This window comes from Telluria sp. RT2P19, from assembly GCF_059685725.1.
On sequence record NZ_JCASIL010000014.1, the window covers coordinates 1 to 22,696 of the forward strand.

At 66.8% G+C, this 22,696-nt stretch carries 17 protein-coding genes; 9 read left to right on the forward strand and 8 right to left on the reverse strand.

Going from position 1 to position 22,696, the window contains the following annotated elements; translation table 11 throughout:
• Window positions 1–488: 488 nt before the first annotated feature.
• Together AC56KW_RS17255 and AC56KW_RS17260 are read right to left on the reverse strand one after the other, a co-directional pair.
• Window positions 489–1,850, reverse strand: a complete 1,362-nt coding sequence (locus tag AC56KW_RS17255; RefSeq protein WP_497171909.1) for an ATP-binding protein — start codon at window positions 1,848–1,850, stop codon at window positions 489–491.
• Complete coding sequence (locus AC56KW_RS17260; protein WP_497171910.1) at window positions 1,850–2,584, reverse strand: response regulator; 735 nt, start codon at window positions 2,582–2,584, stop codon at window positions 1,850–1,852. Before AC56KW_RS17260 ends, AC56KW_RS17255 begins: the two co-directional genes overlap by 1 nt.
• A gap of 185 nt (window positions 2,585–2,769) precedes the next feature.
• Here AC56KW_RS17260 and AC56KW_RS17265 point away from each other — a divergent pair, with 185 nt between their 5' ends.
• From AC56KW_RS17265 to AC56KW_RS17295, 7 genes are all read left to right on the forward strand, one after another.
• Window positions 2,770–4,815 (forward strand): TonB-dependent receptor domain-containing protein, encoded by a 2,046-nt coding sequence (locus AC56KW_RS17265; protein WP_497171911.1) that lies wholly within the window; start codon window positions 2,770–2,772, stop codon window positions 4,813–4,815.
• A gap of 67 nt (window positions 4,816–4,882) precedes the next feature.
• Window positions 4,883–5,833 carry a siderophore ABC transporter substrate-binding protein gene (locus tag AC56KW_RS17270; protein ID WP_497171912.1) on the forward strand — a complete coding sequence of 317 codons (951 nt, stop codon included), beginning with the start codon at window positions 4,883–4,885 and terminating at the stop codon, window positions 5,831–5,833.
• Between the two features lie 46 nt (window positions 5,834–5,879).
• A complete protein-coding gene (locus AC56KW_RS17275; RefSeq protein WP_497172040.1) occupies window positions 5,880–6,890 on the forward strand; it encodes an ABC transporter permease in 1,011 nt (336 codons plus the stop codon).
• Window positions 6,880–7,842 (forward strand): iron chelate uptake ABC transporter family permease subunit, encoded by a 963-nt coding sequence (locus tag AC56KW_RS17280; RefSeq protein ID WP_497171913.1) that lies wholly within the window; start codon window positions 6,880–6,882, stop codon window positions 7,840–7,842. The genes AC56KW_RS17275 and AC56KW_RS17280 overlap by 11 nt, the downstream gene beginning before the upstream one ends.
• A 12-nt stretch (window positions 7,843–7,854) precedes the next feature.
• Window positions 7,855–8,610, forward strand: a complete 756-nt coding sequence (locus tag AC56KW_RS17285) for an iron ABC transporter ATP-binding protein (RefSeq protein WP_497171914.1) — start codon at window positions 7,855–7,857, stop codon at window positions 8,608–8,610.
• 13 nt (window positions 8,611–8,623) lie between these two features.
• Window positions 8,624–9,046 (forward strand): EamA family transporter, encoded by a 423-nt coding sequence (locus tag AC56KW_RS17290; protein WP_497171915.1) that lies wholly within the window; start codon window positions 8,624–8,626, stop codon window positions 9,044–9,046.
• 90 nt (window positions 9,047–9,136) lie between these two features.
• On the forward strand, window positions 9,137–11,068 hold the full coding sequence (locus tag AC56KW_RS17295; RefSeq protein ID WP_497172041.1) for a metallophosphoesterase family protein: 1,932 nt from the start codon (window positions 9,137–9,139) through the stop codon (window positions 11,066–11,068).
• A 16-nt stretch (window positions 11,069–11,084) separates the two neighbouring features.
• Here AC56KW_RS17295 and AC56KW_RS17300 read toward each other — a convergent pair whose 3' ends face one another.
• Complete coding sequence (locus AC56KW_RS17300) at window positions 11,085–11,972, reverse strand: cupin-like domain-containing protein (protein WP_497171916.1); 888 nt, start codon at window positions 11,970–11,972, stop codon at window positions 11,085–11,087.
• 348 nt (window positions 11,973–12,320) lie between these two features.
• Here AC56KW_RS17300 and AC56KW_RS17305 point away from each other — a divergent pair, with 348 nt between their 5' ends.
• On the forward strand, window positions 12,321–13,148 hold the full coding sequence (locus tag AC56KW_RS17305; protein ID WP_497171917.1) for an ElaB/YgaM/YqjD family protein: 828 nt from the start codon (window positions 12,321–12,323) through the stop codon (window positions 13,146–13,148).
• A gap of 154 nt (window positions 13,149–13,302) precedes the next feature.
• The gene (locus tag AC56KW_RS17310) at window positions 13,303–15,330 is read left to right on the forward strand and encodes an LTA synthase family protein (protein ID WP_497171918.1); all 2,028 of its coding nucleotides are present in this window, start codon (window positions 13,303–13,305) and stop codon (window positions 15,328–15,330) included.
• On the opposite strand, the gene AC56KW_RS17315 is transcribed toward AC56KW_RS17310, so the two are convergent.
• The 5 genes from AC56KW_RS17315 to AC56KW_RS17335 all read right to left on the reverse strand — a co-directional run bounded on the left by AC56KW_RS17315 (window position 15,327) and on the right by AC56KW_RS17335 (window position 22,692).
• On the reverse strand, window positions 15,327–16,553 hold the full coding sequence (locus tag AC56KW_RS17315; protein WP_497171919.1) for a sensor histidine kinase: 1,227 nt from the start codon (window positions 16,551–16,553) through the stop codon (window positions 15,327–15,329). The two genes, AC56KW_RS17310 and AC56KW_RS17315, sit on opposite strands and share 4 nt — an antisense overlap.
• Window positions 16,540–17,253 (reverse strand): response regulator transcription factor, encoded by a 714-nt coding sequence (locus AC56KW_RS17320; protein ID WP_497171920.1) that lies wholly within the window; start codon window positions 17,251–17,253, stop codon window positions 16,540–16,542. The genes AC56KW_RS17315 and AC56KW_RS17320 overlap by 14 nt, the downstream gene beginning before the upstream one ends.
• Window positions 17,254–17,268: 15 nt before the next feature.
• Window positions 17,269–20,412 carry an efflux RND transporter permease subunit gene (locus tag AC56KW_RS17325; protein ID WP_497171921.1) on the reverse strand — a complete coding sequence of 1,048 codons (3,144 nt, stop codon included), beginning with the start codon at window positions 20,410–20,412 and terminating at the stop codon, window positions 17,269–17,271.
• Window positions 20,413–20,422: 10 nt separating this feature from the next.
• The gene (locus tag AC56KW_RS17330; protein ID WP_497171922.1) at window positions 20,423–21,586 is read right to left on the reverse strand and encodes an efflux RND transporter periplasmic adaptor subunit; all 1,164 of its coding nucleotides are present in this window, start codon (window positions 21,584–21,586) and stop codon (window positions 20,423–20,425) included.
• 362 nt (window positions 21,587–21,948) lie between these two features.
• Window positions 21,949–22,692 carry a 2OG-Fe dioxygenase family protein gene (locus AC56KW_RS17335; protein WP_497171923.1) on the reverse strand — a complete coding sequence of 248 codons (744 nt, stop codon included), beginning with the start codon at window positions 22,690–22,692 and terminating at the stop codon, window positions 21,949–21,951.
• Window positions 22,693–22,696: the final 4 nt, after the last annotated feature.

Sequence of the window (22,696 nt, forward strand, 5' to 3'; positions counted from 1 at the left end):
CGAGGTCGGAGAAGCTCTTCTGCATGATCGATAGGGCGGTGTTGGGGGAAGCGAAATTATCTCAGACGGGCAGCGTCGCCGGAGCGGTTAGTGGCGAATAAATCAGCGCTTCCCTAGCGGGCTGACTCTGTCCCCGATTAATTTGGTTTAATGAGAAATTGCTCGATAATTCTACTCTGACCCTCATTATTTAAGATGTCAAAAATTGCCAGGAGTAATAAAATCGAGAAGTGGATTTTTGCGCGAAAACGAAATTTCCTCTACGGGACAGGAATATTCTGCAAGCAGCAGTTCCACCCAAAAAATAATGAGGGTCAGAGTAGAATTGTTTTGCAATTTCTTTTAAAACTACGCGCATGAACATGAAATTTTTTAGCGTTGCGCACAAGATCTTGGCTATTAATTTTACTCTGACCCTATTTGTGGGAACAGTAGAGAAATTGCTTAATAATTCTACTCTGACCCTAATTGGGGCTTTTCATTGAGGGTCAGGTGGGGAGGGCGATGGTGGCGGTGAGGCCGGGGGGCGTGTTGGCGAGGGTGAGGGAGCCGCCGTGGGCTTCGACGCAGGAGCGGGCGATGGACAGGCCGAGGCCTACGCCGCTGCCGCCTGCGCTGCCATGGCCATTGTTGTCGCTGGTGTCGCGGCAGCGGGCGTTGTCAAGGCGGGCGAAGGGTTCGAAGACGCGGTCCAGTTCGGCCTCGGGAATGCCGGGGCCATTGTCGATCACGGCCAGGATCACATCGCTGTCGTCGTCGTTGTCTCCAGGAGCGCTGGCGTAGAGCGTTACCTCGGCGCCGTGGCGGATCGCGTTTTCGGCGAGGTTGCCGAGGGCGCGGCGCAGCGCGACCGGGCGGCAGCGGTAGGGCAGGCTCGCCGGGCCGGCGTAGCCGATGCTTTTGCCGGGGCGCGCCAGTTCCGCGGCCAGCTCGCGCATCAACGCAGCCAGGTCGATGTCTTGCGAAGGTTCGCCGACGCATTCCTCGGCGGCGAAGCGCAAGGTCTGCTCGACCATCAGGCCCATCGTCTCGAGCGTGCGGATCATCGCGGCGCGCAGCGCGGGGTCGTCGATCAGTTCCACCCGCACCCGCAAGGAGGTGATCGGCGTGCGCAGGTCGTGGCTGATCGCCGCCAGCATGCGCGTGCGGTCTTCGTTGAAGCGCTGCTGGCGCTCGGCCATCGTGTTGAAGGCGGCTGTCAGCTCGCGCGCCTCGCGTGGGCCGGTCACCGGCAGCGGCCCGTCATGCTCGCCGCGGCTGAACCTCTCGGCGGCGCGCTCCAGGGCGCGGATCGGACGCAAGATGCGGCCGATGAACGGCAGCGCCACCAGCAGCACCGGCAGGGTGCTCACCGGGACCGAGAAGTGCAAGGGCCGCCACCAGGGGCTGGCGCCGGGCGACTCGTGATAGCCCACCAGCCAGCGTCCGTCCGGCAGCTCGACCGAAGCCAGCATGCCCGGCTGGCGCACGCCGTCGGCGCCCGGCGCGTGGTCGGTCAGCTGCACCCAGCTGCGCGGCGCAGGCGCGCCCGGCAGGCGCTCTGCAAGCGCCTTGGCCTGCTTGCGCTCGGACTCGTTCATCGCCGGGCTGCCGGCGCTGGCGCCGGTGGCCAGCCAGAAGCGCGTGGTCGGCGAGCCGATCGCCGCCAGCATCTCTTCTCCCTGGTCCGGCGCCAGGCGCAGCGACTGGTAGATGCCGGCCATGCGGTCAAGCATATAGCGCGCCGCGAGCGGATGCATGGCGTCCGGCGTCAGCTGGCGCACAATGATGGCGGCGGCGTGCGCCAGCAGCACCGCCAGCAGCATCGTGGCGACCAGCTGGCCGCCCATGGTCTTCGGGAGCAGGCGCATCAGCGCACCGCAGGCAGCGGCTTGACGTCGGCCGTGAACACATAGCCGTCGCCCCACGAGGTCTTGAGCAGGCGTGGCCGGCGCGGATCGCTTTCCAGTTTCTTGCGCAGGCGGCTCACCTGGCTGTCGATGCTGCGGTCGAAGTTCTGCACCTCGCCGTCGCGCGTCAGGTCGAGCAGCTCGTCGCGGCTGAGCACCTTGCCGGCGCGTTCGACCAGCGCCGCCAGCAGGCGAAATTCCGACGTGCTCAGGGCCACCGGCTCGCCGCCCGCATCGCGCAGCTCGCGCCTGGCCATGTCCAGGGTCCAGTCGCCGAAGGCGTAGCGGCGGCCGTGCCAGCCGGTCGCGGCGCGGCCCAGGCGCCGCAGCATGCCCTTGATGCGCGCCACCAGTTCGCGTGGATCGAAGGGCTTGGTGACGTAATCGTCGGCACCGATCTCGAGCCCGGCCACGCGCTCGTCCTGGCCGGCCAACGCGGTCAACAGGATCACCGGCGTGCTGCTGGTCTCGGCCAGGTGGCGGCACAGCGACAGGCCGTCTTCGCCCGGCAGCATGATGTCGAGCACCACCAGGTCGATCCGGTGCTGGCGCAGCAGGGCGCGCGCTGCGGCGGCATCGGCGGCGGTCAGCACCTCCAGGTCATGGCGGCGCAGGAAGGCGGCGAGGGGGTCGCGAATGTCGGCGTGGTCGTCGACCACGAGGATGCGGGAAGGGGAAGCGGAGACTGGATTCATTGCTGAACGATCAAGGGTTGCCACAACTTGACAAACTTTTTGACGATTGATTGCATATGATAATCATTATCATTCGCAGCGAGCCTTCCTGGCAATAGGTGATCGCCGCATCAAGTAATTTCGAACGATAGAGAAAACGACAGCGTATGCAGCACACGACAAAGGCATGGTTCAAACGCACGACCATGGCGGCAGCACTCCACGGCGCCTTGACCATGAGCGCCCATGCGGCGCTTGAGGCGCCTGCATTCAACCCGCAAGCCGCCGGCGCATCGGGCACCATGCCGACCGTCGTGGTGACCGCCGCCGGTTTCGAGCAGTCGGCCACCGACGCTCCCGCCAGCATCACCGTGATCACCCGCGAAGACCTGGAAAAGCGTCCGTTCCGCGACCTGACGGATGCGCTGCGCGACGTCCAGGGCGTGACCGTCACCGGTGTCGCCAATGAACAGGATATCCTGATTCGCGGCCTGCCTGGTCAATACACCCTGATCCTGGTCGACGGCAAGCGCCAGTCGACGCGCGACGCGCGCACCAACGGCAACGCCGGCTACGAGCAGAGCTTCATTCCGCCACTGGAAGCGATCGAGCGCATCGAAGTCGTGCGCGGCCCGATGTCGTCGCTGTACGGTTCCGACGCCATGGGCGGCGTGATCAACATCATCACGCGCAAGGTCGCCAAGGCCTGGGGCGGTTCGCTCGGCTTCGACGGCACCCTGCAGGAACACAGCGACTCGGGTAACTCGACCCAGGGCCAGTTCTTCCTGAACGGCCCCCTCGCCAGCAACGTCGTCGGCCTGCAACTGTGGGGCAAGCAGAACAAGCGCACCGAGGATGAGATCCTGAACGGCTTCAACGGCGCCAAGGACCGCGACCTGACCGCACGCCTGGCCTGGACCCCGAACTCCCACCACGATGTGCTGCTCGAGGGTGGCACCAGTGAACTCGAACGCAACAGCTCGGCCGGCCGCGTGCTGGCGCCGACCGCATCGAACGCGCGCCAGGAGCACAGCCGCGACCACTGGTCGCTGTCGCACAACGGCCGCTGGGGCTGGGCCACCTCGCAGGTCGCACTGACCCAGGAAAAGGGCCGGCGCGAGACCTACACGCAAGACCGCGCGGGCGACTACATCCGCAACGAGCGCGCGCCGGAAATCAAGAACACGGTGCTGGACGCAAAGCTCAACGCCCGCCTGGGCGAGCACTTCCTGGTGGTCGGCGGCCAATACAACCGCGGCGAATTGACCGACCAGAATCCCGGCCGCCGCACCGGAGTGGACGAGCACTTCAGCATCATCCAGAAAGCGCTGTTCGCCGAAGACGAATGGAGCATCACCGAATCCCTGGCCCTGACCGCCGGCCTGCGCGCCGACGACCATGAAATCTACGGCAACCACTGGTCGCCGCGCCTGTATGCGGTATGGCATGCCAGCGATGCGGTCACGCTCAAGGGCGGCATCTCGCGCGGCTTCCGCGCGCCGGAAATCCGCAATATCGCGCCGGGATACGCCTACACCACCGGCGGCGGCGGCTGCACCTATGGCCCGACCGGCACCTGCGGCGTGATCATCGGCGATCCGGACCTGAAGGCCGAGACCAGCACCAGCTACGAGCTCTCCGCGCACTACAACAACAAGGCCGGCATCCAGGCGAATGCGACGCTGTTCTACACCGACTTCAAGGACAAGGTGGCCAATGCGCTGATCTACAACGACGACGGTTCGATCGCGCGCTGGTCGGAAGACCCGAACTACCGCCTCTGGTACAGCTACAACATCGACGACGCCACGATCCAGGGCCTGGAGCTGGGCCTGACCTGGCAGCCGGTGCGCACCCTGGCGTTCAAGTCGAACTACACCTATACCGATTCGGAGCAGAAGGGCGGCGCCTACGACGGCTACGCGCTGACCCGCACCCCGAAGCACCGCGGCACGCTGCGCGCCGACTGGAACGTGACCGGCGCATTCGACCTGTGGGCCTCGGTTACCTATAACGGCAAGGAAATCAACGCCGCCGCGCGCTCGGGCAGCAACGGCGTGACCCTGCCGAACGGCGCCAAGGAATACGGCGACTACACGATCGGCGACATCGGCATGACCTACGACTGGAGCCGCAGCGTCGCCATCAAGGCCGCGTTGTTCAACGTCGGCGACAAGCGCCTCGACGAGCTGACCTACAACACGGTCGGCGACGGCCGCCGCCTGTGGCTGGGCGTCACGACCCGCTTCTGAAGCGTTGCAGGCCGGGCCAGCGCCCGGCCATTCCCACGAATTTGTTGAACGAGACAGGAATACCGACATGACCATCAAGAACATCTTCCAGGGCCGCCGCGCAGTGCTGGCGGTTGGCGCCGCGCTGGCCTTCGGCGCCTTGCCCGCGCAAGCCCAGAGCACCGTGCAGATCAAGCACGCCAGCGGCACTACCGCCGTCCCGGCCAACCCGAAGAAGGTGATCGTGCTCGACGCCACCACGCTCGACAATCTGTCGGCGCTGGACGTGAACGTGGCCGGCGTGCCGACCATGAGCACCACCGCGCGTCCGCTGCCGCGTCACCTGGCTCGCTACAACAGCGCCCCCAGGATGGGCACCATGTTCGAGCCGGATTATGAAAAAATCCACGGCGCCAAGCCCGACCTGATCATCGTCGGCGGCCGTTCGCAGGCCAAGTACGCGCAACTGGCCAAGATCGCGCCGACCATCGACCTGACCCCGGACCGCACCAACCTGGTCGCCAGCGCCAAGAACAACGTCAACACGCTTGCCGGCCTGTTCGGCAAGCAGGCGCGCGCCAAGCAGCTGAACGACAAGCTCGACAGCTCGATCGCCGCCCTGAAAAAACAGGCGGCAACGGCCGGCACCGGCCTGATCGTGCTCACCACCGGCGGCAAGATGAGCGCCTACGGTCCGGGTTCGCGCTTCGGCGTCCTGCACGACACCTTCGGCATCAAGCCGGCGGTGGCCAAGCTCGACACCTCGAACCACGGCCAGGCGATTTCCTTCGAATTCATCCAGAAGACCAATCCCGACTGGCTGTTCGTGATCGACCGCGACGCCGCCATCGGCCGCGAAGGCACGGCCGCCGCGAAATTCCTGGACAACGAACTGGTGCGCCAGTCGAACGCCTGGAAGAACAAGCGCGTGGTCTACCTCGATGGCCTGAACTGGTACACCCTGGGCGGCGCCGGCATCACCGCGCTGCAGGAAAACGTCGACCAGCTGTCGCGCGCACTGGGCGCCGCGGGACGCTGATACCGATGGTCGTCGCCATGCCGCCGCTCTGCGGCGGGGCGCCATGATGCGCCAAGCGGGGGACCGCGCCGATGCGCGTGCCCCTCGTCACATTTCGCACGCCTGGCTGGCGCTGCCGTTATTACTGACGGCGGCGCTGGTTGCGTTGAGCGTGGCCATCGGCGCCGGCGATTTCAGCTTCGCCGGCCTGCTGGCGGGCACGCAATCCGAAGCCTGGCAGCTGCTGGTCGTCAGCCGCCTGCCGCGTACCCTGGCCCTGCTGCTGGCCGGGATGTCCCTCGCCGTCGCGGGCCTCATCATGCAGATGCTGGTGCGCAACCGCTTCGTCGAGCCGTCGACCGCCGGCACCATCGAGGCGGCCACCCTGGGCGTACTGGTGCTGGCGCTGCTGGCGCCCGATACACCCGTCTTCGGCAAGATGCTGGTGGCGGCCGCCTTCGCGATGGCCGGCACCTTCCTGTTCCTGGGCCTGTTGCGCCGCATTCCCATGCGCTCGCCCTACCTGGTGCCGCTGGTCGGCCTGATCCTGGGCGGCGTGATCCAGGCGGTGACGACCTTCTTCGCCTTCCGCCACGACATGCTGCAGACGCTGCACGCCTGGACCGTCGGCGATTTCTCGGGCGTGCTGCGCGGGCGCTACGAGCTGCTGTGGATCGGCGCCGTGCTGGCCTTCGCGGCCTGGGTCGCGGCCGACCGGTTTACAGTCGCCGGCATGGGCCAGCAGTTCACGACCAACCTGGGCCTGAACTACAAGCGCCTGACTTTCCAGGGGCTCCTGATCGTGTCGGCGATTTCGGCGGTGGTGGTGGTCACGGCCGGCAGCATTCCCTTCCTGGGCCTGATCGTGCCGAACGTGGTCAGCATCCTGTTCGGCGACAATATGCGCCGCTCGGTGCCCTGGGTCGCGCTGCTCGGCGGCCTGTTCGTGCTGGCCTGCGACATCATTGGCCGCCTGGTCGTGTATCCCTACGAGATCCCGATCGGCACCGTGGTCGGCATCATTGGCGGCGCGCTGTTCCTGTTCCTGTTGCTGCGAGGTCGTTCACGTGACGCTTGATTTGAACCCAAAAGCGCGCCTGGTCCTGCTGGCGGGCCTGGCGCTGTCGGTCGTCGCCGCCTTCATGCTGATCGGCGCCGGTGGCAACTGGGACTTCGTGCTGCCGTTTCGCGGCGCCAAGCTGGCGGCCATGCTGCTGGTGGCGTATGCGATCGCGGTGTCGTCGGTGCTGTTCCAGACGATCACCCACAACCGCATCCTGACGCCGTCGATCATGGGCTTCGACGCCCTGTACCTGTTGATCCAGGCGGTGATCATCTTCACCCTCGGCATCGATCCGCTGACCGAGACCGGCAACCCGAACCTGCGCTTCGCGGTCGAGGTGGTCTTGATGACGGGCTTCGCCTGCCTGCTGTTTCGCGCGCTGTTCAACGGTGCGGCGCACAGCCTGCACCTGATGCTGCTGGCCGGGATCGTGTTCGGCCTGCTGTTTCGCAGCCTGTCGAGCTTCGTAATGCGCCTGATCGATCCCAACGAGTTCATGGTGCTGCAAGACCGCATGTTCGCGTCGTTCAACGCCATCCAGACCGGCCTGCTGTGGGTGGCGGCGGTGGCGATCGGCCTGGCCTCGATCGCGGCCTGGCGCCTGCGCCGCCGGTACGACGTCCTGATGCTGGGCCGCGAGATCGCCATGAACCTCGGTATCGACTACCGCCGGACGGTGATGTTCACCCTGGCCCTGATCGCGGTGATGGTGTCGGTGTCGACCGCCCTGGTCGGCCCGGTCACCTTCTTCGGCCTGTTGGTGAGCAACCTGGCGTATGTGACGGCCGGTTCCAGCAAGCACAGATACCTGCTGCCGATGGCCGTGCTGTGGGGCGTGGTGTTCCTGGTCGGTGGCCAGGTGCTGCTCGAGCGCGTGCTCGAACTGAATGCCACTGTCAGCGTCGTCATCGAGTTTGTCGGCGGCCTGCTGTTCCTGTTCCTGATCACCCGCAAGCAGTCGCACTAGAGAGTACCGAGCATGATCGAGATTTCCAATATCAGCAAACGCTATGCCGACACGGTCGTCGTCGACGACGTGACGCTCACCCTGCCGGCCGGCGGCGTCACCGCCATCATCGGCCCGAACGGCGCCGGCAAGTCGACCGTGCTGTCGATGATCAGCCGACTGCTGCCGATGAGCGCGGGACGGGTGCTGGTCGACGGCATCGACGTGGTGAAAGGCGATAGCCAGGAGCTGGCCAAGCGCCTGGCCATCCTGCGCCAGGACAACCACCTGCCGATGCGCCTCACGGTGCGCGACCTGGTCGCCTTCGGCCGCTACCCGCACACGCAGGGCCGGCCCACGGTCGAGGATGCGGCCCATGTCGGGCGCGCGCTCGGCTACCTGGGCCTGTCGGAGCTGGCCGACCGCTACCTCGACCAGCTCTCGGGCGGCCAGCGCCAGCGCGCTTTCGTGGCCATGGTGCTGTGCCAGGACACCGACTACGTGCTGCTCGACGAGCCGCTCAACAATCTCGACATGCGCCACGCGGTCGACATGATGGCGCTGCTGCGCCGCACGTCGCGCGAACTGGGCAAGACCGTGATCCTGGTCCTGCACGACATCAACTTCGCCTCGTGCTACGCCGACCGCATCGTCGCCATGCGCGGCGGCCGGGTCGCTTACCACGGCACGCCGCAAGAGCTGATCCAACCTGAGGTGCTGCGCGACCTGTACCAGCTCGACATCCGGGTGCACGAGATCGACGGCCAGCGTATCTGCGTCTATTACTGAACCGGGGCCTCGTATGGAACGCTGGGTCTTGTACGCCTTCTTGTCGATGCTGTTCGCCGGTGTCACGGCCGTCATCGCCAAGCCGGGACTGACCGGCATCTCGGGCGACCTCGGGATGGCGGTGCGCACCTGCTTCGTGTTCGTGTTCGTGCTGCTGTTCACCGCTGCCGTGGTGCCGGTGCGCGAGGTGCAGTCCCTCACCCGGGCCAATCTCGCCTGGCTGGCCGGATCGGCGGTGGCCACCGCCTTGTCCTGGATCTTCTATTACAAGGCGATCAAGGAAGGGCAGGTGTCCACGGTCGCCCTGATCGACAAGGGCAGCGTGGTGATCGCGCTGCTTCTGGGATGGCTGTTTTTGCAGGAAGCGCTCACGCCGGCCAAGCTGGCCGGATGCGGTTTCATCGTGGTCGGCCTGCTCGTGATCGCGCGCGGTTGAACGCAGGTCATCTGCTACACTCGGTCGTCCTGTTCCCTAGACTACCGTGCCGCGTTGATCCAGACCCCACCTTCCGCTGACCTTCCCCTGGTGCTGGCCGGCCCGATCCTGCGCCGCCTCGAACCGGGCCGTCTGGTGCTGTGGCTCGCCGGCAGCGCCGAGCTGGACCTGACCCTGGAACTCGTCCCGCACGGGGCCGCCCCGCGCCAGCTGCGGCTCGACGACGCCTGCCGCCGCGTCGTACGCGTCGGTACGCATGCATACCTCCACCTGATCGACATCGCCCTCGACGAGCCGCTGCCGCAGGATACGCTGGTCGGGTACGACCTGGTCGACCAGGACGGCGCCGGCATAAGACAGTGGGCGCCGCACCTGCTCCACGCGGGACAAGCGCGGCCCAGCTTCGTGCTGCGCAGCCGCATGGACAACATCCTCTACGGTTCCTGCCGCAAGCCGCACCACCGCTCGCCCGACGGCCTGGCGCGCGCCGACGCCCTGTTGGCCGACCAGATCGAGGAGGCCGGGGAACGGCCCGCGATGCTCATGCTGTGCGGCGACCAGATTTATGCCGACGACGTGGCCGGCCCGATGCTGGCGGCAATCCATGCGCTCATCGAACGCCTCGGCCTGTACGGCGAGTGCCTGGAAGGCGCGGTGGTGGCCGACAGCGAGGCCTTGTACGCGCATCCGGCCGGCTACTACTGCCGCGAGAACCTGCTGCCCGCCTTCAAATCGAACGACGACCTGCGCGACCGCTTCTTCGGCGGTTCCGAAAAGCCGATCTTCACCACCGCCAACGCCCACAACCACCTGGTGACGCTGGCCGAGGTGATGGCGATGTACCTGCTGGCCTGGTCGCCGGTGCCGTGGCGGATCGTGGGTGAGCCGGCCATGCCGCCCTTGACCCCAAAGCATGTCGAACGCTGGCGCCGCGAAGGCGCGGCCCTGCGCGGATTTTGCGACGAGCTGCCGCAGGCATCGCGCCTGCTGGCGCACGTGCAGACCCTGATGATCTTCGACGACCACGACATCACCGATGACTGGAACCTGTCGGCCAAGTGGGAAGCCACCGCCTACGGCCACCCGTTCTCGCGCCGCATCGTGGGCAATGCGCTGATCGCCTATCTGCTGTGCCAGGGCTGGGGCAACCGGCCCGACGTCTTCCAGGACGCACTCGATGCCATGGTCGCCCTCAGTGCAACGCCGGATGCCAGGGGGCGCCTGGAGCCCGGCCCCCAGGACGCGCTGATCCGGCAATTGCTGGCGTTTCGCAAATGGGACTACATGCTGCGCACCCAGCCGGCCATCATCGTGCTCGACACGCGCACCCGGCGCTGGCGCAACCGGCGCACGCCGAGCCACCCGTCGGGATTGATGGACTGGGAATCGCTGACCGAGTTGCAGCACGAGCTGCTCGATGAAACGGCGGCCGTGATCGTCTCGGCGGCGCCGATGTTCGGGGTCAAGCTGATCGAAGTCGTGCAGCGCATCGCCACCTTCGTCGGCCTGGCGCTGACGGTCGACGCCGAGAACTGGATGGCGCACCGTGGCGCGGCCAGCAGCATGCTCAATATTTTCCGCCACTCGCGCACCCCGGGAAACTACGTCGTCCTGTCGGGCGATGTGCATTATTCCTTTGTCTACGACGTGGTAGTGCGTGCATCCGATCGTCCCCAGCACGTCTGGCAGATCACCAGCAGCGGCATCAAGAACGAATTCCCGCGGCGCCTGCTCGACTGGCTCGATCGCCTGAACCGCTGGCTGTATTCGCCGCGCTCGCCGCTGAACTGGTTCACCAAGCGCCGCGACCTGGCCCTGAGCCCGCGCCTGCCCGACCAGCGCACGAGCGGGGAGCGCCTGTGGAACGGCGCCGGCATCGGCCAGGTCTGGCTCGACGCCCAGGGCCGCCCGCGCCGCATCGTGCAGCATAATGCCGATGGCCGGCCGTCGACCCAATTCCTGTCGCCGGACGATGCCGGCGGCGCCACGCCCGCGGTCGAGGAAGAGCGCCGGGCCGCGTAGGGCCGCGCCGCGTAGCCTACGCGCCCAGCGCCAGCGGCTGGCCGCGCGCCCAGCGGTTGGACGACAGCGAAAAACTCAGCGCCCGCACCTGGTGGTACCAGCCGGCCGGTACGTACAGCATATCGCCCGGCTCCACGATGAATTCGACCAGCGCCGCCTGGCGCGCCAGCGGATAGGCGTCGAAGTCGGGCGCCTCCGGGTCGACCGGAGAGCCGAACAGCAGCGGATTGGCCTCACGGGTATACAAGAAGGCGTCGTGGTGCGGCGGCGCCAGGAAGATACGCTTCCTGCCCCACAGCTGGGCAAAGATATTGTCGTCGTAGTCGCAGTGCAGCGGCGTCACCGTGCGCGCCGGGCCGATCCAGAAGCGGGGCGGGCCCATCTTGTCGAACCAGGTCGGCCAATGGCATAGGCGGTTCAGTTCGCGCAGGGACAGGTTGCCGACGTAGGGCGGCAGGCCGGATGCTGCATCCGGCGGCGTCAGGTCGAGGTAGTCGCGCAGCAGCATGTCCTGCATGGCGCGGTCCGGCGCGAACGCCGTATTGACGTAGTCGCCGACGCGCGCCCGCACCGGCAGGTGGCCGAACTGCGCGCGCAGGTCGTGCGGGCCGAGGTCGGCCAGGGGCCAGCGCTTGACGATGCCGGTGACCAGGAAGGGCATGCCGGCCGCCGCCCGCGCCCGGAAACCGGCCGCATCGAGCCTGGCCAGGCGGGGCACGGCGGTGAACGGGGGAAGCTGGCGCGCCCCCTGCCGGATGGCTTCCCGCATCGCCGCGATCGACGCCACGCCACGCACGCGTGCTGCTTTCTCGGCCTCTTCCTGCCGTCTGGATGCCGCGTCGTTCGGCGCCGGCAGGGCCTGGCGCGGCGGCAGGCGCTTGCCTGGAAGGTGATCTACTGCCATGTGATGTCGTACCGGACGCCTGCTTCGGGCGAAACCCCGTATGTTACTCGCCAACGGGCTTTCATTGGTCGCCACTTGATAAAAAGCAGCTTTTTAGACGGATGGAATGGCTCTGTTAGTCAGCGCACGGTCTCTTATTGCTGGTCTATTGTATTTTTTGTATTGCGACGCAGATGGTTCGATACTGCGCTCGTGACGAAGCCCTGGAAGGCCGCTCCACCGAGCGATTGATGTACCGCAGGCAGCTTTCGTTCCCGCGTTTGTATCGGACTGATTCAAGGAAGAATGTGGTGATAGTCGAATATCGGTCTACTCCGCGTTGGTCACACATTTTATGAGGGATACATCATGGATAATCAAAAGTCTAACGAAGGCAAAGGCATCGACGCCAACAAGGCCGGTTCGAACATCGGCAAGAGCCAGGATTCCAACCTGAACAAGGGCGCCACCGCATCGTCGGGCAGCCAGCAGAGCGCGTCGTCGAACCTGAGCAGCACCAGCTCGTCGCCGTCGACGTCGAACCAGCAAAGCGCCTCGTCGAGCGGCAATATGGGCAGCACCGGCGCGTCGTCGTCGGGTTCGTCGGGTTCGTCGATCGGCTCGCCATCGTCGCAGTCGTCGTCGTCTTCGAACCTGAGCTCGGCAGCTGGCAGCACCGGCTCGCTGGGTAACAGCGGCCTGGGCGCTTCGTCGTCGAGCCAGTCGTCGACCCCATCGTCGTCGTCGACCCCGTCGTCTTCTTCGTCGACCCCATCGTCCTCGTCGTCGACCCCATCGTCCTCGGCTTCGTCGTCGGACTCCTCGAACGGCGATCAATCGACGGTCGGCGGCATCAAGGCCGCGATCTCGTCGATCTCGCCAGACAAGGTGCACGCAGGCATCGACAAGGCAGCGCAGGCCGCCCAGCCCGTGGTCGACAACCTGGCTTCGCGCGCCCACGCCGGCGTCGACAAGGTCACCGGCCTGCTGAGCTCGGCTCAAGAGAAACTGGGTGGCGGTTCGAGCCAGCTGAGCGAGAAGTGCTCGGACCTGTCGGCCCAGGGCAAGGAATACGTCAAGAACAACCCTGGCAGCGCACTGCTGGCCGCGGTGGGCGTGGGCTTCATCCTGGCCAAGCTGCTGGGTGGCTCGAGCGACCGCAGCGACTATCGCAGCTACCGCGATTACCGCGACTGATCCTGTCGCCAGGATGCGCGCCTCCAGGCGCTTCTTGAACAGCCCGGCCGGCGCTTGCTGGCCGGGCTTTTTTCCATCCTCGCCGTGAATAGCCCGCCGTTTTAACGCTTCCTTAACGCCCCGTTAACATCTCGATGACGGCATGCGACCTAGCATGCATAGCATGAACATCGAGAAACTTCATCTGCCCAAAAGCATCAGTGACGGCGCGACGGCGTCACCGATTCGGGCTGTCTTGCCGGCGCGCTATTTCGGCTGGGCCGGCCCTTTCGCGCCACTGGTCCGGTTGCTGTTCATCGGCCTCATTCTCCTGTCCAGCTTCAGATTTGCACTGGTTGCCTGGCAATGGCCGCGCGTGGCGGCCACGGGCGTCGTGCCCGAGATCCTGCTGCAAGGCGTACGCGCCGACTTGATCCTGCTCGGTTACTTCATCGCCGTTCCGCTGCTGCTGGCGCCGCTGCTGGCGCATGCCCGCAGCGCACGCCTGTGGCGCACGGTCAGCGTGGGGTGGACGGGCTGTGCGCTGATCTTCATCGTGTTCATGGAAATCGCGTCACCCCAGTTCCTCATGCAATACGATGCGCGGCCGAATCGCCTGTTCATCGAATACCTCGGTTATCCGCAAGAAGTATTTTCGACGCTGTGGTATGGCTTTCGTAGCGCGCTGCTGCTGGGCTGCGCGCTGACCGTCATTCTCGGGATTGCGCTGGTTCGCCAGCTGAAAAGAGCGGCGGCCGGCATGACGATGTGGCCCAGCCGCAAGCTGCTGCTGGTCTGGCCCGTCCTGTGCCTGCTGGTGTTCGTGCAGATCCGCTCGACCACCGGCCACCGTCCGGCCAACCCGGCCATGTTCGCCCTGACCGGTGATGCGATGGTCAATTCCCTCGTCATCAACTCGGCCTGGTCGGTGCTGGATGCGATCCGCTCGATGGGCAACGAGGCGAAGTCGTCCGAGATCTACGGCGACTTCCCGCGCGAGCGGGTGCTGGCCGAGGTGAAGGCGGCGCCGTGGCTGCGCGATTACGCTTTCCCCAATCCAGAATTGCCAACGCTGCATTACCAGCAGGCAGCGGTCCAGCGCAGCCGGCCACTCAACCTCGTCATCGTGTTGCAAGAGAGCATGGGTGCCACCTTCGTGAAGTCGCTGGGCGGCCTGCCGGTGACGCCGGAACTGGAAAAGCTGAAGGACCAAGGCTGGTGGTTCGAGCAGCTATATGCCACCGGCACCCGCTCGGTGCGTGGCATCGAGGCGGTGGTGGCCGGCTACGCGCCGACGCCGGCGCGCAGCACGGTGAAACTATCGCTGTCGCAGCAGAATTTCTACACGCTGGCCGATGGCCTCGGCCGCCAGGGCTATCACACCGAGTTCGTGTATGGCGGTGAAGCCCACTTCGACAATATGCGCAGTTTCTTCACCGGTAACGGCTTCCAGAACATCGTCGACATCGGCGACATGAAGCCGGCGTTCGTCGGCAGCTGGGGCGCCTCGGACGAAGACCTGTTCGACAAGTCGCTCGAGCGCCTGAAAAAACTGCATGAACAAGATAAGCCGTTCTTCAGCCTGATCTTCACGTCCTCGAATCACGCGCCGTTTGAATTCCCCGACGGCAAGATCGAACTGCACGACCCCGACAAGCAGACCGTGAACAATGCGGTCAAGTATGCCGACCACGCGCTAGGCAACTTCATCCGCGCAGCGAAACAGCAGGCCTACTGGAAGGATACCGTGTTCCTGATCGTGGCCGACCATGACAACCGCGTCTATGGCGACAGCCTGGTGCCGATCAAGAAATTCCACATTCCCGGCCTGATCCTGGGCGCCGACATCGAACCGAAGCGCATCGCCACGATCGCCAGCCAGGTCGACCTTGGCCCCACCTTGCTGTCGCTGCTGGGCGTGTCCAGCACCCACCCGATGATCGGGCGCGACCTGGTGAAGGATGCCTCCACGCCGGGCCGCGCGCTGATCCAGTTCAACGACTATTTCGCCTACCTCGAAGGCGCGAACGCGACCGTGCTGCGGCCGGGACAGGCGCCGCTGGCGGCGCGCTACGATGGCGCCAGCGGCGCCTTCGATCCCGGCCGCGCGCAGCCGGCCCAGGACAAGGTCGACCGGGCGATGGCGCACGTCATGCTGCCGTCGCTGCTGTACCGCGAGCAGCGCTACCGTGTGCCGGACTAAGCCGGAAAAGTAATGGTGAAACGGCTGCCGCCCTGGGGGCAGGGTTCGTAGGCGAGGGTGGCGCCAAGGTATTCGCAGATGCGCGTCACCAGCGACAGGCCCAGGCCGGTGCCGGCCGAACCGCTGGACGGCGCCGCGCGCTCGGCCTGGCCCAGCACCTGGCGCACCGCGTCCGGCAGGCCGGGGCCGGTGTCCTCGACGATCACCCGCCGCGGCGTGAGCGACACGGTGACTGCGCCGCTTTCCGTGTACTGGCAGGCGTTGCGCACCAGATTGCCGACGATCGAGGTGCACAACTCGGGCGGCGCGCGCACCACGACCTCGGCCTCGCCCACGCAGCGCAGCACCACCGGCTTGCCAGCCAACATGGCCTGGTGGCGCTCGGTCTCGCGACGCGCGATCGCGCTCACCGAGACCGGCGCGGCTTCGCCAACGTCAGGCGCCCGCGCCAGCAACAGCAGGACGGTGACGCATTCGGTCGCCTCTTGCGCCGCGCGGTAGATGCGGGCGGCGGGCGCGCGCAGGGCGGGACGGGTGTCGTCCTGCAGCAGGATCTCGGCCGCGCCCATGATGACGGTGAGCGGGGTGCGCAGTTCGTGGCTCACGTCGCCGGTAAAAAAACGCTCGCGGTCGAGAAAGGCGCGCAGCTGCGAGGTATGGGCGTCGAGCGCGCGCGCCAGCACGCCCAGCTCGTCCTCGCGGCTGGCGTGCGGCAGCGGCGACGCTCCCAGCGTCACGGCGTCGGCCAGCTCGCGCATCGGGATCACGATGCGGCGCCCGACGTAGCCGCCCAGGCCGGCGGCCAGCAGGGCGAAGACGACGAAGAAGCCGCCGAACATCGAGTACACCACCAGCTCGACCTGCTCGTAGTCGCTCTCGTAGTCGACCACCACATACGGTTGTCCGGCGCTGCTGCCGGCCAGGACCTGCAAGCCCTTGCCATCGAGTTCGATGTCGGAGATGCCCGGTGCCAGGCCGCGCAGGCGCGGCGGGATCTCGTCGCCCAGGTGGAAGCGGACGCCGGCCGGGAGGTCGGTCTCCAGGCCGGCCGCGCGCCGCGGCAGGGCCCAGGTGGCGACCTCGGACAGGCGGTTGTCGACCAGGTGCACCTCGATGCCTTCGATCGCCAGCGCGGTCAGCATGGCGACCAGCAGCGACAGCACCACCCCGAACAGGACGAAGGCGGCGGTGATGCCGCGCTTGAGCGAATCAGTCCGCAGCATGCGTGGTGGCGGAGGCGGCGGCATCCGGCAGCGCGATGCGGTAGCCGACGCCGGCGATGGTGTGCAGCATCGGTTGCCCGAACGGCTTGTCGAGCGCATGGCGCAGCGCGTGGATATGCGTGCGCAGGGCGTCGCTTTCGGGACGGTGGTCGCCCCACAGCGCCTGCTCCAGCGTCTCGCGGGTGACGATGCGTGGAGCCGCGCCCAGGAGGCAGCGCAGCAGGACGTAGCCGGTCTTGGTGAGCGTGATGCGCACGCCGTCGCGCGAGGCTTCCTGCAGGTCAGGATCGAACACGATGCTGCCGAAGCGCAGCTCGCTGCCCACGGCTTGCCGGCCTTCGGCGCGGCGCACCAGCGCGCGCAGGCGCATGTCGAGTTCGGCCATCGAGAACGGCTTGACCAGGTAGTCGTCGGCGCCGGCGTCGAAGCCGGCGGCCTTGTCGGCCAGGCTGTCGCGCGCGGTCAGCATCAGCACCGGGGTCGCCACGCGCAGCTCGGCGCGCAGCTTCTGGCACAGCTCCACGCCGTTCAGGCCGGGCAGCATGACGTCGAGCACCATGACGTCATAGCTGTTCTCGGAAGCCAGGGCCAGCCCCGCGTAGCCGGTGCGGGCCGAGTCGACCGCATAGCCCTTGGGCTCCAGGAAACCGTACAGGTTGGCCAGGATATCGGGGTTGTCTTCGACGACGAGGATACGCATGGCGTTATTGTAATCCTAGCCTGGGCTGGTCTCCCCGGTTTTGGCCGGCGCCGGGGCCGGTGCGGGCTGGCGCCGCAGCCTGCGCCCGTGGCGCTTGAGCCAGTGTTCCAGGTCGTCGATATAGGTGTACACGGCGGGCACCACCAGCAGGCTCAACAAGGTCGAGGTGATCAGGCCGCCGATCACGGCCACCGCCATCGGCGAGCGGAAGCTCGGGTCGCCCGAAAAGCCCAGCGCCAGCGGCAGCATGCCGGCGCCCATGGCGATGGTGGTCATCACGATCGGGCGGCTGCGTTTGTGGCAGGCGTCGACCAGGGCGTCGAAGCGGTTCATCCCAGCCTCGCGCGCCAGGATCGCGTAGTCGACCAGCAGGATCGAGTTCTTGGTCACGATCCCCATCAGCATGATCAGGCCGATCATGGTCGGCATCGACAGCGCGTTGCTGGTGAGCAGAAGGGCGACGAACGCCCCGCCGATCGACAGTGGCAGCGCGGCCAGGATCGTGACCGGCTGCATGAAGTCCGAGAACAGCAGCACCAGCACGCCGTAGATGCACAGCACGCCGATCAGCATCGCCACGCCGAAGCTGTTGAACAGCGCCTGCATCTCCTGGGCGTCGCCCAGTTCCGCGATCGTCACCGAGGACGGCAGCGACTGGAACACCGGCAGCGCGCGCGCCTCGGCATTGACTTCGCCCAGCGCGCGGCCCGACAGCTCGACGTCGAGCGTCACATTGCGGCTGCGGTTCAGGCGGTCGATCTGGGCCGGGCCGCTCTCCATCGTGATGTCGGCGACGGTGGACAGCAGCACCGGGCCGTTCGCGCCCGGCACCGTCAAGCGGCCGATGGCGTCCAGGTCGGCGCGCACCGCGTCCGGCAACTTGACCCGGATCGGCACCTGGCGCTCGTCCAGGTTCATCTTGGCCAGCGATTGCTCGTAGTCGCCGGCGGTGGCCACGCGCACCGTCTCGCCGATGGCCGCCGCCGTCACGCCCAGGTCGGCCGCGCGCGCGAAGTCGGGCCGCACGATGATCTCGGGGCGCACCAGCGACGCGCTGGAGCTGACGTTGCCGATGCCGGAGAGCGTGCGCAGCTCGCGCTCGGCCTGGCGCGCCGCCGCGGTGAGCGCCTGGGCGTCGTCGCTGCGCAGCACCAGCTGCATCTTGGTGCCGGCGTCCGGCACGCCGACCGTGAAGCGCGCGCCCGGGATGTCCACCAGCGTTTGCCGGATGGTGTTCTCGATCACGCCCAGCTTCATGTCGCGCTCGCTGCGGTGGACGGTGGCGATGGTCAGCACGGCGCGGCGCGCCTCGGCCGCCGCCCCGGGCGAGAAGGCGTCGCCGCTGGAGCCGCCGCCGATCGAGCTGAACACGCTCGTGACGCCGGTGACTCCCATCACCTGCTGGCGCACCTGCTCGGCCACCGCATGGGTCTGGGCCAGGGTGGAGCCCGGCGGCAGTTCGACATTGACCTGGGTCTGCGAGCGGTCGGCCGGCGGCATGAAACCGGTCGGCAGCAGCGGCACCAGGGCCAGCGAGCCCACGAAAAACACGGCCGCGCCCAGCATGGTCAGGCCGCGGCGGCGCAGGCACCATTGCATGACGGCGAGATAGCGGCGCATCAGCGGACCGTCCTGCGGCGCATGCGGATTGCCCTGCGCGTCCCTGTGGATGTTCTTCGGCGCCTTCATCAAATAGGCGCACATCATCGGCGTCAACAGGCGCGCCACCAGCAGCGAGGCCAGGATGGCCAGCACCGCGGTCCAGCCGAACTGCTTGAAGAATTTGCCGGGGATGCCGCCCATGAAGGCGGTCGGCAAGAACACCGCGACCAGGGCGAAGGTGGTGGCGATCACCGCCATCCCGATCTCGTCGGCCGCTTCCAGCGCGGCCTGCATCGGCGTCTTGCCCATGTGGAGGTGGCGCGAGATGTTCTCGATCTCGACGATCGCGTCGTCGACCAGCACGCCGACCACCAGGGCCAGCGACAGCAGGGTGACCATGTTGAGCGTGTAGCCGAACAGGTACTGGCCCAGGAAGGCCGGGATCACCGACAGCGGCAGGGCGGCGGCCGCGATCAGGGTCGCGCGCCAGTCGCGCAGGAACCACCACACCACCAGCACCGCCAGCAGCGCGCCTTCGTACAGCATGTGCATCGAGGCGTCGAAGTTTTCCTCGACCGAGTAGGAGTTGTCGATCACTTCCTTGATCACCAGCTTCGGGTTTTCCTTCCCGAGCTGCTCCATCGCGGCGCGCGCGCCGGTGGCGACATCGATCTCGCCGGCGCCGCGGGTGCGGAACACTTCGAAGGCGACCACCTTGCGGCCATCCTGCTCGGCCAGCGCGCGCTGTTCCTCGACCGTGTCGATCACGTTCGCCACCTGGTCCAGTCGCACATGGCGGCCGTCCGGCAGCGGAATGTCCATCGCCGCCAGCTGCTGCGCCGTCTGCACCGTGGCCAGGGTGCGCACCGACTGCTCGACGCCGGCCACGTCGCCGCGTCCGCCGGGCGCCTCGCGCTGCACGTTGCGCAACTGGCGCGAGACGTCCAGCGCCGACACGCGCAGGGCGGCCATGCGCTGGTCGTCGAGCTCGACCCGCACCTCGCGCGTCACGCCGCCCACGCGCTTGACGGCGCCCAGCCCGGGCACGCTCAGCAGGCGCTTGGAGACGTCGTTGTCGACGAACCAGCTCAGGTCCTGGTCGTCCAGGCTCGAGCCTGGCGCGGCGGCGACGGTGAAGGTCGAGACCACGCGGCCGGCGGTGGCGGTCTTGGTGACCGTGGGGTCGCGCAGCTCGGCCGGCATGTCGGCGCGCACGCGCGAGACGGCGTCGCGCACGTCGTTGACGGCGTCGGCCGGATCGCGCTCGAGGATGAACTCGACCGTGACGGTGGCCACGCCATCGAGCACGCGGGTATAGATGTTCTTGATGCCTTGCAGGGTGGCGATCGAGTCTTCAAGCTTGCGCGCGACCTCGGTCTCGAGCTGCGCCGGGGCGGCGCCGTCGAGGGTCGCGGTGACGGTCACGATCGGCAGCTCGATGTCCGGGAAGTCCTGCACCTTGCTGGCGTTGAAGGCCAGCAGCCCGGCCACGGTGAGCAGGGCGAACAGCATGATCGCCGGGATCGGGTTGCGGATCGAGAGAGCGGAAAAGTTCATCGTGCTTCCCTCAGCGCGCTGCCGTGGCCCGTGGCGCCGCGGACGCGGGCGCGGGTACAGGTGAGGCGGCGATGTTCCGTACCAGATCGCCATCGTTGAGGAAGCCGGCGCCCTGGATCACGATCGGCGTATCGGCATTCACGCCGCTGACGACTTCGACCCGCTCGCCCAGGCGGCGCCCGAGGTTCACCTTGACCTGGCTTACGCGGCTGTCGGGGTTCAGGCGGAACACGTAGCTGAAGCCGTCGCGCACGGCGACCGCCTGCTGCGGCACGGTCAGGGCATTGGACTTGCCCAGCTCGAAGCGGCCGCTGGCGAACATGCCCGCCTTCAGTGGCGTGTCGCTCGACAGCGCCGGTGGCAGGTCGACATAGACCAGGGCGACGCGGGTCTGCGGATCGACCGATGGCGCCACGGTGCGCACTTTGCCGGCGATTTCCGCGCCGCTGGCGGCGCGCACCACCGCGCTGGCGCCGGGCTTGATGCGGCCCAGGTCTTGCGCCACGACCTCGGCGCGCCACTCCAGGCGGCCCTGGCGGATCATGCGGAACAGTTCCGTGCCGACGCCGACCACGGCGCCGACGGTGGCGTTGCGCGCCGAAATCACGCCGCTGTCGGGCGCGACTACCTGCGTGTACTTCAGGCGCAGCCGCTGCTGGGTGAGCGTGGCCTGGGCCGACTGCACCCGCGCCGCCGCCGTGCGTTCACCGGTGACGTACTGGGTGACCTGCTGCGCGCTCATGGCGCCCGAGCTTGCGAGGCTGCGGGCGCGCTCGGCGTTCGATTTCGCTTCCTGGGCATTGGCCTGGGCTTCGAGCACTGCGGCGCGCGCGCCCTCGATGTCGGCGCGCACCGCCTCGTCCGCGAACACCGCCAGCACCTGCCCCTTCTTGACCACGTCGCCGACATTGACCCGCACCTCGGCCAGGCGCAGGCCGTTCGATTCGCTGCCGATAACGGCTTCCTGCCAGGCCGCGATGCTGCCGTTCGCGGTGAGATTGATCGGCAGGCTGGTGCTGGCGGGGCGGGCGGTGGTGACGCTCAGGGCCGGGCGGGGCGGCGCTTTTTCATCCTTGGCGTCGGCGCGGTTGGCGGTGGCCAGCGCGAACGTGGCGCATAGCATGGCGGCCCCCAGGGTAATGGCAAGGACACGCGGGTGTCGAATTTTTATCATGGTGTCTATATCTTTAGCGGTATCGAACAAGTGTAGCAAATACGATACGGACAACGGGAGCGCACACCATGCACCGTTAAACAACGGCAACATCGAAAAAACGGGAGAGTGGCCGAACGGATGGCCTAAATCGTGGGAAGTGCGGAAAAAAAGAATTTGCGCACTGCCGCAAACGGGTTTGCGGAAGAGGCGGGTTAGAGGGCTTCCTCTATTGAAACAACTACAGTAGTTCTACCGTATTGCACTGCACAATAAAAAGGAATATATTAGAACCGTCTCCTCCAGTTTTCTCCGAAAATTGGATTCCCGCCCGCCAACCAACAGGTTCGCGGGCGTTTTTTTTTTTGACGGTACAAGCTTGGTCAAGCGTCTTCGCCCTGGAAGGCGTTGGCGCGCCAGGTCAGCACCAGCGTGTCGCGGTGCCCGTGGCCGCCCAGCGGCTGGATGGGCGTCGATTCGTGGATCACGGCCGCATCGTCCAGCAGCAGCAGGGTCCAGGGTTCGAGCATGGTGAAGCGCTGGCCGGCCGTGCCGTGGGCGTCGAAGACGCGTGTTTCGCCGCCCTTGATGTCCTTGCGCCCGATCAGGATCACGGCCACGAAATTCACGCCGTCGCGATGCGCGCCTTCGGGCGTGGGGCGGCCGATGCCGTCGGCGGTATCGATGCGGAACTGGTGCGCTTCGACGAACCAGCGCTGCTGGCCCGCGACCGCCGAGCAAACGCCGCCCAGCGCACGCAGCAGCTGTTCCCAGGCCGGGTTGGCGACGGTGCCGGCTTCGATCGGCGCGAACAGGCGGTGCATGCCCCCGTGCAGCGCGTTGTACTCGACCGGCTGCCAGTGCGCGCGGTGCGGCGTCTGCGCCAGCTGGCCGGCGTCGTCGATGAAGCAGGAATGGCGGCGGCGGCGGTAACGGCCGCCATCCTTGAGGTATTCGTCCAGCTCGAGCCGGTCCCAGCTCGGCACGAGTGTGTCGAGTTCGTCGATGCCGCAGCCGGCCAGGCGGGCGACGTCGCTTGGGCGCAGGACGGCGTAGCCGCTGCTCTGTAGTGCATCCGTCAGCTGCGACGGTTCGAGATAGGGGAGTTGCGTTTGCAATGTAGTCATCCCG